Origin of the sequence: Actinomyces sp. HMSC065F12 (assembly GCF_001814535.1) — a bacterium.
Taxonomy (GTDB): Bacteria; Actinomycetota; Actinomycetes; order Actinomycetales; family Actinomycetaceae; genus Pauljensenia; species Pauljensenia radingae_A.
This window is the reverse complement of sequence record NZ_KV817006.1, coordinates 21,858-36,011: the sequence shown is the minus strand read 5'-3', so window position 1 is coordinate 36,011 and position 14,154 is coordinate 21,858. Positions and strand designations below refer to the sequence as shown.

The 14,154-nt window shown below is 59.9% G+C and carries 8 protein-coding genes; 6 read left to right on the top strand and 2 right to left on the bottom strand.

Annotated features, from left to right (window positions below; genetic code table 11):
- Window positions 1–653 precede the first annotated feature (653 nt).
- The gene (locus HMPREF2975_RS07940) at window positions 654–3,896 is read right to left on the bottom strand and encodes a cadherin-like beta sandwich domain-containing protein (protein WP_070726960.1); all 3,243 of its coding nucleotides are present in this window, start codon (window positions 3,894–3,896) and stop codon (window positions 654–656) included.
- 486 nt (window positions 3,897–4,382) lie between these two features.
- On the opposite strand from HMPREF2975_RS07940, the gene rplM reads away from it, so the two are divergent.
- The 3 genes from rplM to glmM all read left to right on the top strand — a co-directional run bounded on the left by rplM (window position 4,383) and on the right by glmM (window position 7,124).
- Complete coding sequence (gene rplM / locus HMPREF2975_RS07935; protein ID WP_058237133.1) at window positions 4,383–4,826, top strand: 50S ribosomal protein L13; 444 nt, start codon at window positions 4,383–4,385, stop codon at window positions 4,824–4,826.
- A 43-nt stretch (window positions 4,827–4,869) separates the two neighbouring features.
- The gene (gene rpsI, locus HMPREF2975_RS07930) at window positions 4,870–5,361 is read left to right on the top strand and encodes a 30S ribosomal protein S9 (protein ID WP_058237132.1); all 492 of its coding nucleotides are present in this window, start codon (window positions 4,870–4,872) and stop codon (window positions 5,359–5,361) included.
- Between the two features lie 413 nt (window positions 5,362–5,774).
- A complete protein-coding gene (gene glmM, locus HMPREF2975_RS07925) occupies window positions 5,775–7,124 on the top strand; it encodes a phosphoglucosamine mutase (protein ID WP_070726958.1) in 1,350 nt (449 codons plus the stop codon).
- A 614-nt stretch (window positions 7,125–7,738) separates the two neighbouring features.
- On the opposite strand, the gene coaA is transcribed toward glmM, so the two are convergent.
- Entirely contained in the window at window positions 7,739–8,692 is a 954-nt protein-coding gene (gene coaA / locus HMPREF2975_RS07920; protein ID WP_070726995.1) for a type I pantothenate kinase, read from the bottom strand.
- A 307-nt stretch (window positions 8,693–8,999) separates the two neighbouring features.
- On the opposite strand from coaA, the gene glmS reads away from it, so the two are divergent.
- The 3 genes from glmS to alr all read left to right on the top strand — a co-directional run bounded on the left by glmS (window position 9,000) and on the right by alr (window position 14,140).
- Window positions 9,000–10,973, top strand: a complete 1,974-nt coding sequence (gene glmS / locus HMPREF2975_RS07915; RefSeq protein ID WP_070726957.1) for a glutamine--fructose-6-phosphate transaminase (isomerizing) — start codon at window positions 9,000–9,002, stop codon at window positions 10,971–10,973.
- The gene (locus HMPREF2975_RS07910; protein WP_083314484.1) at window positions 10,970–12,769 is read left to right on the top strand and encodes an NAD(P)H-hydrate epimerase; all 1,800 of its coding nucleotides are present in this window, start codon (window positions 10,970–10,972) and stop codon (window positions 12,767–12,769) included. The genes glmS and HMPREF2975_RS07910 overlap by 4 nt, the downstream gene beginning before the upstream one ends.
- Window positions 12,770–12,844: 75 nt before the next feature.
- The gene (alr, locus tag HMPREF2975_RS07905; protein WP_227469333.1) at window positions 12,845–14,140 is read left to right on the top strand and encodes an alanine racemase; all 1,296 of its coding nucleotides are present in this window, start codon (window positions 12,845–12,847) and stop codon (window positions 14,138–14,140) included.
- Window positions 14,141–14,154: the final 14 nt, after the last annotated feature.

Genomic DNA, 14,154 nt, shown 5'->3' with positions numbered 1-14,154 from the left:
GTTCGCACTCAAGCTGCACGTGAATCACAGGTTCACGTGCAGCTTCTTCTTTCCGCCACGATCGAGGCAGCCCGCGCGTGGGCGACGACATCTGCGGCTCTTCGTGCGAGCCTTTGCGATACGTCGTGTTGAGTGTTCCCCGGGGTGTGCGGGCACGGACTTTCCTGCCCCGCCCCATGTGTCGTTTACGACGAACCATGGACGAGGGTGACTACGGTCGCAATTGGCTGGCCTGCATGAATGCTCCGAGGGGTCTCCCACTGTCGGGCGAGCGCGCCTCGAGATCGACAGGAGGGGCACATGGACGGTACGGGCGGTCAGAGTCGCATCTGCAGCACGCTTCTTCCCGCTCCCCAGGTTCGAATTCGGCGGCGCTACGCTGTGCTGCAACAGCATGGGGCCCGTATCGTCGCTGGTCAGCGCGTAGGTGGCGGTGCCTACCCTGCTGAAGGCGCGTCGAGTTCGAACCTGGGGGGATGAAAGAAATGGGGGAGAAGGGCGAGAGAGGAAAAGCAACCATGGGTGCCGCACGGCGCATGGATACGACGAAACACGGGGCGGAAGAAGGCCCTCGTTTAAGAAGGGGTGCTTCCTTAAACGGGGGCCTGACCGTTCACAGTCGAAGCCGAAGACGGCCCCGATGTGCGGCCAACCTATCGTCTGACAGCAAAGGAACGCCTGCGTGCAGCGTAGATGCTGACCGCTCCTGCCCCGAGAACCATCAGAGAAAACGGAATCACCTGTGCTGATGCACCCGAGTGCGCCAGGAAGCTCCCTGAATTGGAGCTTGATTTGCGCTGTTGATCGGGCGACACGCCGGTGGTCGCAGAAACGGATTGCGCAGAGCCATCGCTTTGTGATGACTGGGCTCTCTGGCTGTCAGCAGACTGAGGATCGGTCTGCGTGCCTTGGTTGGCAGTCGGAGACTCGCCGACCCAGTACAACAGGCGAGCCTGACCGCCACCGATATTGGACAGCGTCACCGTTAAATCAGAATCTGCGCTGCGAGACTGCGTCAATGGCGCGGGCTGAGCTTCAAAAGTGTTCGGATCAACCATCATGAGTTTCGCGTTGTCAAAAGGTTTCTCCACATGCAGTGTGACGTCCTGAGCGGTTTGCGCATATGAGCCGTCATCGGTTCGGGTGCTCAAGCCGTAAGATGGCCAACGCGTTGTGCCGGTCAGAGCATTGACCACCATGAAAGCGCGCGGATCCTGAGTGGTCTTGCCAAAGATCTCCTCGGTCTTCGCGGCATCAAGCCCGGGCAGCTTCTCAAAGTAACCGACCACAACATCGCCCGGTTTACCGTCATTGACCGTTCCGGTATTGGTGACGTCCATTCCGGTGATGCCAACCGCCTTATTGGCGGCCTTGCCGTCGCCCTCGCCAAATGCTCCCAGTGCGTAACCCGATACGTTGGGTGCCTGAGGACGGTCCGCGTACTCACCGGCGTTGATGCCAACGTATGTTGAGTTCAGAGCAACTGCGTACTTGCCCAGCCCAGTCAGGTCCTTGAAAATTCTGCTGAATTCGTAGAAGGAGCGGGTAGGCGCGCCATCCTGATCGATGATCGAGGAGCGATCGTAGCCGTTGTATTCCATACGGAACAGCCCAAACCACTTTTGACCGGTGGCGAGACCGAGCGAAGGGACGACGGCTTTTTGAGACTCGGACACATTGGCGTCCCAGTTGTAGTCCAGATACTGGCCGTACAGGATCGGGCTCGTACCGTCACCAGTAAGACCGGCGAGGGCGGCCTGACGCTGAGTCTTCCACATATTGTTGCCCAGCATGTCGTGAACAACGCTCGAGGGTGCCGACCCCCAGTTGGATCCGTAGTAATAGGTATCCCACGACAGCAGATCAGGCTGAGCGTTTTGCACGTAATACTCCATGTTTGCCGGCTGGCCCCAGTCAGCTGCGTTGTACTGGTTGGAGTGCACGACGGCTCCCGGGATGTTCTCTTTTGACCATTCGAACCATCGGCCGAATGCGTCAGACTCGGCGTGGCTGAAGCCGCCCTCGTCACCGTACTGAATGTCGATCAGGGTGTCGGCGTAGGGCTTCATCGCATCGGTGAGGAAAATGTGAGGCTCGCCGGCGTCCTGAATGCCGTTGCCGCCAACTGGAGCCTTGGCGAATGCCCAGGGGGTTCCCTCGCCAATCTGTTCCATCACGGGAGTGTTGAACAAAGGCATGTCATAGAACATCGGGAATGCGCCGCCGGTCAGACGTGATTCGCGTGCGTCGAATGCGCCGCGACCGTAGCCTTCGGAGGGAATCCAGGCTGGCAGCATCACGCCGTATTGCAGCGCCAGAGTCTGAGCGCGGTTCACGCCCCATTTTCCGTCGCCGGGGTCAAAACCGCGATAAATGTCAGAGTGCTCGTTGGGTGCAATCTCGGGAGGCGTATGACCGGCGGGCAGACCCCACACCTCGGCTTCGTACACCGACATGCCTGTTGCCTGGTTACCGGGATTTCCTGGCTGCTGCTGCGGCTCAGTAGCGGTGTTGAGCCACACGCGGATGTGTTTTGCCTGGTGGTACTGGTTGAAGTCCCAGTACCACAGTCCGCCAGAATCTCGGGTCAGTGAGGCATGCGTGATGATGGTCTGCCACGGGGCGCCGTCATCGGCTTGAACAGCAATCGCAACGGAAGAGCCGCCGTGCCAGCCGGGCGCATTGGCGGGCATCTTCGGCCAGCCCCATGCGCTCACGCGGTGCACGTAGCGCGGCTGGTCAAGATCGAGTTGGAAACCAGTGGTGTTGTCGCTCCACTCGTCGCTCTTCTTCAGAGGGGAAACTGTCCACCCGGTGGCCATGTTCTGATCGGTCAGCGCACTGATTTCCGCTTCACTGCCTCCATTGATGGTGGCGGCGGCATCGATCAGGACATTCCCGCGGAAATCGGTGTTGTGTTTCGTGACGTTGACAACGTAGGTAGCGCGTTGCCCTCCTGCTGTGATGGTCGCCGTGAAGGCGTTCATGCCTTCGCGCACCACGAGGTTGGATACGCGTCCGTCGCTGTCCGCCGGTAAACCGTTAACGCTGACGGAAGCAGTGGGATCAGCAGGACGGACGCGGATTGAAATCTGATCCGTGTGATAGTAGGCGTGTGCGATGTATGTATGAGTGGCCGGATCGAATGTGACAGGTTCGCCTGGCTCCCCAAAGGGAAGCTGGTCAACGAAGAAATCGGCGGCAAGGTTGTCACCGCTTCCTTCGCCCGGATCAGTGAACTGAGGCTGGCAGGGGATCAACTTGAGATCGGATCCTGACATGCCTTTCTTGTCCTCTGCCACTGCGCGCAGACCCACCAATGAAAAGGCCTGTGCTTTCGTGGGCGGAAATGAAATGGTCTGGGGATCGTTGACTCCTTTGAGTGCTCCGCGTGACAGGAGTGTGCCTGCCTCCATGGTGGAACTGTCCAGTCCCTGTTTCCAGGCGTTGAAGGCTTCGTCACCGCCTTGCCGCGGATTTGTCGGGGCAGATTCGAATGAATACAGCTGGAATGAACCGGGCGCATTTCCGGCTCCTTCGACTGCGCCATATGTGGGGCGCGCAGTGTATTGAACGCCGCACAGCTCCTGGTCAGGTCTGGGATTGGCGAAGGCCAGTGCGTGTGGGAAGTCTTCCTCGGTGCCTTTCCACTGGGATGTCCAAAATGACACGTCCTGGGCAGCTTTCCCTGAATCGTCATCTACCAGTGCAGATATCGGCCCGTTTGGAGCAACTTCGCCCTGAGTTTCTTCAGACGTTGCCCACAACATGGTGGGATGATACGGAGCCAGCGATGAGTCCGGGGCAGCGTATGTCGGCACTGATCCCACCACACTGATTCCCGCGCACAAGGCAGGCACCGTGAAAAGGGCGGCGATCCGATGCGTCTTTGCCATAACGGTCTTCCTTAAATCGGTGAATAAAAACGCATATCAGGCTCAGCGCAGAACCTGATACAAATCACTACGCAAACGGTCACAACCACTGTGCTCGTCACGTAGGCCACAATACTAACACGTGTCAGTTGTGGTGGGTAATCCCGATGGATAGTGCGCCACCGTCAGCCAAGACCTTTGGTGTGGCAGCAGTGTGCGCCGCCGGCCGCCCTCGTCGGGCACGAAAATCTGAACGAAGCGCGCGCCGGGCAACGCGGTGGGCCACGTGCAATGAGGAATTGCCCACAGTGAGGGAATAACTTTGACCAGGGTGCCTCCAGGTCGATAGACTTAACGACGCTGTGCGTTAGCGCTACTTGGGGCTTTTCCCACTCGCCCGGTATGTGCCAACGACTCGCGCGAACCGAATCGCAATGCGAGCAAGCGTTCCACCAATAAGTGGTGGTGATGTTTGCTCTTAGATCGAAAGAATTGAAGGTTACGCCCGTGCGCACCTATTCACCCAAGCCGGGGGACACTGAGAAGAAGTGGTACGTCATTGACGCTACCGGTGTCGTCCTTGGTCGTTTGGCGTCTCAAGTCGCCGCCCTCCTTCGTGGGAAGCATAAGCCGACGTTCGCTCCGCATATGGATCAAGGCGATTACGTCGTCGTCATCAACGCGGACAAAGTCGTGCTGACTGGTAACAAGCTGGACCAGAAGATGGCCTACCATCACTCGGGTTATCCGGGTGGCCTGCGGGCTACCAGCTACCGCCAAATGCTTGCCGAACATCCGGAGCGCGTCGTGGAAATTGCCGTTAAAGGCATGCTTCCTCACAACTCACTCGGCCGTCAGCAATTGCGCAAGCTGCATGTGTACGCAGGCAGCGAGCATCCGCATGCCGGCCAGACGCCAGAGAAATTCGAAATCACCCAGGTCGCCCAGTGAGCGCGTCGCGCTTCTGAGCCCACGAACTGCACTGAGGAGAACTGTGGCTGACACCACGCAGATCGAAGAGCTGGACGAAGAAACCGTCCCCAGCTCATACACAACTGAAACCGCAACAGCACCTCAAGGCGCTGGCCAATCCGTGACCGCACCTGGCGCGGGACTTGGTCGCCGCAAGGAAGCTGTTGCTCGAGTCCGTCTGATTCCCGGCACCGGCCAGTGGAAGGTCAACGGACGCACACTGGAGGACTACTTCCCGAATAAGCTGCACCAGCAGCTCGTGAAGTCTCCTTTCACACTGCTCGACCTTGACGGCCGTTTCGACGTCATCGCCCGCATCAACGGCGGTGGCATCTCCGGCCAGGCAGGCGCTCTGCGACTGGGCATTGCGCGTGCTCTCAACGAGATCGACCGCGAAGCAAACCGTCCGGCTTTGAAGAAGGCTGGCTTCCTGACCCGTGACGCACGCGCCACGGAGCGTAAGAAGGCCGGCTTGAAGAAGGCCCGTAAGGCGCCTCAGTACTCGAAGCGTTAATCGGTTTTCTTTCCTGCTGATCGGGTTCGAGGGGGTCCGCGCGAGTCGCCGTTTAATCGGGTGCGTGAAGCGATCCGAAGGAACCTGAGCTGGCTCGGTGCACGTGCATGGTGCGAGCGTTGAAGATGAAACGTGTAGCGCAAGGCACGGAGCTGAGCCAGTGAGCACAAAGTCATCACCGAAGGGGTGAGGTGGGCACGAGAGTGCCTGTCTCACCCCTTTCGTGCTGGTTCCGAATGACTCGTGAGCAACTGTGCAAAAAGTTCGAATATCGCGGGCAAACTCGAACAGGACCGTAAATCAACCAGAGGTTCGCGTCGCGACGGATTAGGCTGTGTGCAGATAATGCTCGTGCGGTGACCCAGCAAGAAGTGAGCTGCCGCCCGTGAAAAGAACGAAACAGGAGCAATGTGATGCCGCGACTATTTGGAACTGATGGGGTGCGCGGGCTGGCCAACGGCGAGCTCACCGCACAGCTTGCTTTGGAACTGGGTGAAGCAGCGGCTCGGCATATTGCTGGTGGTCCGAAGAAAAATGGCGACAAGCCTCGAGCGATAATTGGCCGTGATACGCGTATTTCCGGCGAATTCCTCGATCATGCAATTTCGGCTGGCTTGGCGGCATCAGGTATGGACGTCACGCGCATTGGCGTGGTGTCCACGCCGACAGTGGCACATCTGACAGCGGCAGAAAATGTTGACCTCGGCGTCATGATTTCCGCCTCACACAATCCCATGCCGGATAACGGCATTAAGTTTTTTGCCCGGGGCGGCTTCAAACTGGCTGACTCGGTCGAAGACGGCATTGAGAAACTTCTCGGCGCGGACTGGGATCGCCCAACAGGCGCTGCAGTCGGTGAGGTCCACTACGACGATGATTGGGCCAAGCACTCCTACATTGAGCACCTCGTCACCTCTGTCGGCTCTGATCTGCATGGCGTGCGAATCGCAGTGGACTGCGCGAATGGCGGCGCCTCTGACATCGGGCCACAGGCCCTGCGTGAGGCCGGCGCCGACGTCGTGGTCATGAACTCATCACCTGACGGGCGCAACATTAACGATAACTGCGGTTCAACGCATCCCGAGCAGATTCAGGCGGTGACCGTTGCATCAGGTGCGGACTTCGGCGTCGCCTATGATGGCGATGCTGACAGATGTCTAGCCATTGATCGCCGTGGCAATTTGATTGACGGCGACAAGATAATGGGCGCCCTTGCCCTCGCCATGCACGAGGCGGGCGAACTTGACCACGACACACTGGTCGTCACCATCATGTCGAACCTTGGCCTGAAACTTGCAATGGAGAAAGCTGGTATCACCACTGTTCAGACGGCAGTGGGTGACCGCTATGTCCTCGAAGCAATGATTGAGGGCGGGTTCGCGTTGGGTGGTGAGCAGTCCGGACATGTCATCGCGCGCCATCATGCCACGACGGGGGATGGTGTTTTGACGTCAATGTTGCTGGCTCGCCTCGTGCATGAAAGCGGTCGCGATCTGGCTGATCTGACCGCGCCGATCGAACGCTTGCCACAGACTTTGATCAACGTGTCCGGCGTGGACAAGGCTCGCCTCCATGACGATCAGGCGTTGGCCGACGAGGTTGCCGCTGCTGAGAAGACGTTGGGGGAGACGGGTCGCGTGGTGATGCGCCCATCAGGTACCGAACCGCTCGTCCGTGTCATGGTTGAAGCGGCCAGTGAGGATGAGGCTGACAGGATTGCGCAGCACCTGGCCGATGTGGTGCGTGATCGCCTCGCACTGTAGATGGCCCTGAGATGTAACGGTCTTCAGGCCTGGAGGAGCAGCTGGTTGAGCGGTGTTGGAGCGAGAGCACTGGTTCTGCTGCCTTAGGCTGACTAAGCTGGACTAACTGCGCTGGAGAATCGGTGGTCGTCTGACCGTAATGAACTGGAGGTGCGGGGGTAGCCGTGCCAGATTCGTAGCGCTGCCACTTCGGGCGCTGCATCGGCGCTAGCCATCTGCGCATCGGGGCGCGTCTGAGTGTCGTCAGTGACGCAGCCTCATTTCTTACCGCTGTCCCTGTCTTCCTCGCCCGCCCCGTCCCCCAGGTTCGAATTCGGCGCCCGTCTTATTGCCGAGGGTGACTTGCCTCGGCGCTGAACTGCATCAATAGCTGCAGTATCTGTCCGTGCTTGGCCAAATGCGTGCCGAGTTCGAACCTGGGGAGACAGCAGGTGGTCGAATGCGCATCGAGTTCGAACCTGGGGAGACAGCAGGTGGTCGAATGCGCATCGAGTTCGAACCTGGGGGAAGGACAGGTGGATGAACGCACGTTGAGTTCGAACCTGGGGAACTGGGGGAGGACGGTACGGATGGTAGAGCTCGACTGGCTCAGATCCTAACCGGAGCGAGGGGTGCTATTCCTTGCGCAGATGAAGGGATTCGACCCGGTGATCGGCGCCCTTGGTGAAAATCAGCGTGGCGCGTTCGCGTGTCGGCAAAATGTTCTCGTACAGGTTCGGCAAGTTGATAGCGTGCCACACCATCCGAGCAGTGGCCTCTGCTTCAGAATCACTCAAGCCCGCATAGGTGCGGAAGAAGGAATCCTCACGTTGGAAGGAGGTCGAGCGAAGCTGCGCGAATCGGTCGACGTACCACTGCTCAATGTCATCCTCACGCGCGTCCACGTAGATGGAGAAATCAAAGTAGTCTGATACCGCTAAACCGAGGCCGCCAGGATGGGTACGAGGCGGCTGTAACACGTTCAGCCCTTCAACGATCAAGACTTCCGGATGCTCGATCGTGGTGAACTTATCGGGACGAATATCGTATGTGACATGCGAATAAACAGGAACCTGCAGAGGGGAAATGCCCGCCTTCACCGACGCGACAAAGTTCAGCAGTGCTCCGCGGTCGTACGATTCAGGGAATCCCTTACGTGCCAGGATTCCTCGCTCTTCCAAGACCGCGTTGGGCAAAAGGAAGCCATCTGTGGCCACCAGGTCGACCCGAGGCGTGTGCGGTGATCGCGACAACAGGAGCTGCAACAGGCGAGCAACAGTGGATTTGCCAACCGCAACCGACCCAGCGATACCGATGACGAAAGGTGTCACAGGCGCATCCTCTTCGAGGAAGTCGGCCCGTGCGCGTGCCCGCAGATACCGTCCTTGTATGTAGACCTGCAACAGCGCGCACAACGGCCGGTAAATGGCGTCAACCTCGTTCATGTCGATGGGGTCGCCCAGGGACGCCAGTTGTGAGATGTCCTCGTCGGTCAGCGGCAGGGGCGTGCGCGCGGCCAGTTTTTTCCAGTGCTCACGGCTAAACGATGAGAATGGGCCTTGTGCTCGGGCGGACTCGTCATTAAAGATCACGGCGCCATTGTCCCCTAATACAGCGGTCCAATGCAGGGATTTGACGTGAATGTGGCGGTCTGTGAGCAATCTTGGATGCGCTGGTCGCGTGGCTCCGATCACGAGGACCCGATGGTCATGCCCCGCGAGCGCTCACAACTGCCTGTCCCCTTGCGTCCGTCTTGTACCCACATGCCTGCCGGCCAGCTGGAGCAAGACGACGCGGGCCGATCCCCACTGCCATGCATCCGCTCATGGCACGCGAGTCGACGCCACGGGCGTCAAAAACTCCCGATCGCCCCCTGCGTGTGTTGAAATGTCTAATATGTGTGGAATTGTTGGATACGTGGGGGAAGTCCCCTCCCAGCGCCCGCTTGACGTTGTCATGAAGGGCCTGGCAAATCTGGAATACCGCGGGTACGACTCAGCTGGAGTCGCACTCGGATCGGCCGACCGGCCCAAACCCACAGTCATCCGCGCGGTCGGAAAATTGTCCCAGTTGCGTGCGCAGATTGACAGTCAGCGTCCCGACGATGCTATTGAGGCGATCGGCCACACCCGCTGGGCAACACATGGCCAGCCGAGCGTTGCCAACGCACACCCGCATACATCCGCGGATGGGAAAGTCGCCCTCGTCCATAACGGAATTATCGAAAACGCCGACGCATTACGAACGCAGCTTGCCGCAGCGGGCGAAACCTTTGAATCCGACACCGACACCGAAGTCGTCGCGCACCTCATCGGGCGTCTGTACTCCGGATTGCCCATTGACGAGGGAGGTGTCGGCACCTCGGCTGACCGCGTGGCAAGTACATCCACCGCGCCGCGCTGGTCGGAAGATCTGACAGGCGTACCGGCAGAACAACGCGATGGTGCGCAACGCCTCGTGGGCGCCATGCGCGCAGCAACTGAGCAGATCAGCGGCACGTTCACTTTGCTGGCGATCTGTGATGATGCACCGGGCGTGATCGTGGCGGCACGACGCTCATCGCCTCTGGTGATCGGACTCGGTGAAGGGGAGAACTTCCTCGGCTCCGACGTGCTTGCTTTCAGCGAATTCACTACTGATGTCATCGAAGTGGGGCAGGACCAGCTCGCCCTTGTCACTGCGCAGCACGTGACGATTATTGACCAGGATGGCGCTGTTACCGAGCCGAAGAAGCTGGAAGGTGACTACTCGCGTCGACCGGTGACAAAAGAAGGCTTTGGCACGTTCATGGAAAAGGAAATCCATGAAGAACCCGGAGCGGTTGAGCAGACACTGGCCGGGCGGATGGATGCCTCAGGCAAACTGTCGTTGGACGAACTGCGCATTCCGGAAAGCGTACTGCGCAGCGTGGACAAGATGATCATTGTTGCCTGTGGCAGTGCCGCTCACGCCGGGCAGGTGGCGCGATATGCGATCGAACATTGGTGCCGCATCCCCGTGGAAGTCGAGCTGGCTCACGAGTTCCGTTATCGCGACCCGGTTGTGTCCGAAAAGACGCTTGTTGTCGCCATTTCTCAGTCGGGGGAAACGATGGATACCATCATGGCGATTCGTCACGCCCGCGAGCAGGGCGCCCGCGTGATCGCACTGGTCAACACGCCTGGCTCCACGATTTCTCGTGAATCAGACGCTGTGCTGCTGACACATGCCGGCCCGGAGATCGCGGTTGCCTCCACGAAGGCGTACACCGCGCAGATCGCAGCGACGTATATTTTGGGGCTGTATCTGGCGCAGGTGCGCGGCAACAAGTACCCCGATGAAATCGCAGATTACATGGACAAGCTCTCTGCGATTCCCCCGAAAATCAGCACGATCATCAGCGGCTGGGACCAGATTCGCGACGTTGCGCGTTCGTTGACCGATGTCGAATCGATGATCTATCTGGGCCGCCACGTCGGTTTCCCCACCGCCCTTGAAGGTGCGCTGAAACTGAAGGAACTGTGCTACATCCATGCCGAAGGGTTCGCCGCCGGCGAGCTCAAGCATGGCCCGATTTCACTGATTGAAGATGGGCAGATCGTGGTGGTGGTTCTGCCCACGCCTCGCCGCCCCGAACTGCACCGCAAAGTGGTCTCCAATATTCAGGAGGTGCGCGCTCGCGGCGCTCGGACATTGGTGGTGGCCGAGCAAGATGACCATTCGGCTGACGAATTTGCAGATGTGATCTTCCGGATCCCGCCCGCTCCCACGTTGTACGCACCACTTCTGACGGTGATCCCACTCCAGATTTTGGCCTGTGAACTCGCAGGCGCGAAGGGGCTGGATGTCGATCAGCCGCGCAACCTGGCCAAGTCAGTGACCGTTGAATGATGCATGACGCTGATGACGTGACAGCCTATACACCTGAGGTTGTGCGCGAAGCTGAAGCGGTGCATGTGGATCGTGCCTGCCGCGAGGATGATCCCGACCGGCTCATGCGCAAGGCAGCTCGCGGCGTGGCTGATGCAGTGCTGGAGATGTGTCCGGCTGACGGGGCAACGGTGCGGGTCACAGCGTTGGTTGGTGGCGGAGACAACGGTGGAGATGCCCTGTATGCCCTGTCTTATGTGGCCTTGTCAGAAAGCGTTGGCGCGGCGGTCGCCCTCGTCATATCGGACCACCCACACCCTCGTGCCCTTGAAGCAGCACGCCAGGCCGGTGCGCGCATAATTTCCGCATCGATGGACGAGGGGGACCTATGCGCGGATCTACCGCCAACCGACATCTGGATCGACGGGTTGTGCGGAACGGGACTGAAGGGTGCGTTGCGCGAACCGCTCGCTCGACTCGTGGACGCCGTCAATGAACAGGCGCAGAAAACTGGTGCGCTCGTCGTGGCGGTGGATGTGCCAACAGGGGTGGGGAGCGCTGATGGAGCGTGTCCGACCCATGCAGTTCATGCGACGCGAACTGTCACGATGGGTGCGCTGAAGACTCCACTGGTACTGCCTCCTGCGTGCTACCGCGCAGGAAGTATTGACGTGGTGGATCTGGGCCTTGCCGCTGATCTGGAACAAGCTGGCAGTGGCGGCAGGGGACTTGCTGGGGACCTTTCGCAAGCCGATAGGGCTGCTCGGCCTGACGAGTACACTCAAGGCGAATTCGATGCCCGACCACACGCGACGGTGCGTGTGCTGACATGCGCGGATGCTCGAAGATGTATGCGCGCCCCTGGCCGCCTCGATCACAAGTACACACGCGGTGTTGTGAGCATCTGCAGCGGATCCGAAACCTACCCGGGAGCCGGAGTGCTCGCCGTCAGCGGCGCACATGGCGTGGGTGTTGGGATGATTCGCCTTGATTCGACCGCCTCGGTGCGTACCCTTGCCCTGATGAGGTTTCCCGACATCGTGTGCGGCACCGGATGCGCGCAGTCAGTAGTTGTCGGATGCGGAATCGATGACGAGCGCTTGAGCCATGCCCGAGATGTCATCATTGACACGCTGAACCAGCACCTGCCGACGGTCATTGACGCGTCAGCATTACCTCTGGTGGTGGAGCTGAGCGAGACATGTGACATGTCCTCAGCAGTGCTCACACCCCATGCGGGGGAGGCAGCGACATTGCTTGATGCGCTGACTGACCGTTCGCCCAGCCGTACTGACATCGACTCCTGCCCTGCTCATTGGGCAGCTGAGCTGGCGCGCGCAAGTGGGGCGACCGTCGTTCTCAAAGGCGCAACAACGGTAATCTGTGCGATTGACGAGGGCGGTCTACCGCTGCTTGCGGTCAACGCTGAATCGTGTGGCTGGACCGGTGTGGCCGGCTCAGGAGATGTTCTGGCTGGCGTGATCGGTGCAGTGCTGGCTAATCCCCAGTGTGCGGTCGATACAGCGGCTCGCCGCGTAGGAGCAGTGGGCGCTGCGGTGTGGCTGCACGCGCAGGCAGGGATCCAAGCAAGCGGTGCGCGCAGCACGCGTACCAGTCCATCCGACACGCGCAGCGATGCCGAGGACGTCGCTAAACTCCACGAGGCCAAGAACCCGAGCAGACCGATCGGCCAGGACCGCGCACACCATGGGGTGATCAGCACATTCGGTGGGGGACATCCAATCGGTGCAGCCGACATTGCTGCGGCAATCAGCCCCCTCGTCGGCACTGTACTGCAACGGACGACGGCCTCGTGAACAGCTCTTATAACGCAGCGCACAGTCGCGTGAATATGTACCGGCGACCAGCAGTGCAATACTAAAGGCGTGTTGTTGAACGAATCAGTCGGTGAATGTGACTCCATCGCAGTGGAAGAGTACCCCTCCCGCGCTGTCATCGACCTGGGTGCCATCGAGCATAACGCTGCCGTTTTGCGCCAGGATGGTCCCACGTGTCAACACATGGCGATCGTGAAGGCAGATGCCTACGGGCACGGGCTCGCTCAGGTCACATTGGCAGCAGCCCGCGTTGGATTCACCTGGTTTGGCGCAGCCCAGCTGGCAGAGGCGCGGCGCGTGCGAGCCGTCCTCGACCGGGCAGGATACTCGCGCGACGACGTCCATATTCTGACGTGGCTCGGCCCCAGCGACACCACGTGGCGCGGCGCGATAGATGATGACATTGACGTGTCCGTGTCGGTAGTGTCCACACTCGCCCGCCTGGCAGCCAGTGCCCGGGAGGCCGGCAAGACTGCGCGCGTCCACGTCAAGATCGACACCGGAATGTCCCGAGCCGGAGCCACCCTGTCAACACTGCCGGCCCTGGCGTCAGCATTGGCGATGAGTGTCCAGGACCAGACGGTTGATGTCGTTGCAGCCTGGACACATCTGGCTCGCGCCGATGAAGACTCCCCGGAAGGACTGAGCGCCACTGCCACTCAGCTGGACCGCTTCGACGCCGGCCTGGAGATTCTGGCCGACGCCGGGATCCACCCACGTATCCGCCACGTCGGTGCTACCTCCGCGATCCTGTGGCATGAGCGCGCATGCTTCGACATGGTGCGCGACGGTATCGGCCTGTATGGTCTGAGCCCCAACCCCGCTCAGCGCACCGCTCGCGACCTCCACTTCAGGCCTGCCATGCGCCTGGAAGCAAACCTCGAGATGATCAAGATTGTCGAGGGGGATCAGGCCGTCTCCTATGGAGGTACATGGACAACACCTGGGCCACGATGGCTCGGTTTAGTGCCGATCGGCTACGGCGATGGAGTACCTCGCGCGGCTTCGAATGCGGGGCCAGTCAGCGTGATTACCCCGACGGGCACCATCCGTACCCACGCGGTCGGCCGGATCTGCATGGACCAGTTCATGATCGACCTTGGACCGGTGAGCGACGCTGAAAACGCCCAGCCTGGCGAACAAGGACCCGATCTTGGCCAATACCATGAGCCACCCGCACCGGTTGGCAGTCGAGTCATTCTGTTTGGAAACCCGGATGATCCCGACACGCCGGACGTTCCACTTGCCGACGAGTGGGCTCAGGTTGCAGACACCATCAACTATGAAATCGTGACGCGTATCGGGCCGCGTGTACCCCGCGTGTATATCCCGGCCACTGCACGCCCATAACGAAAGATCGTGGA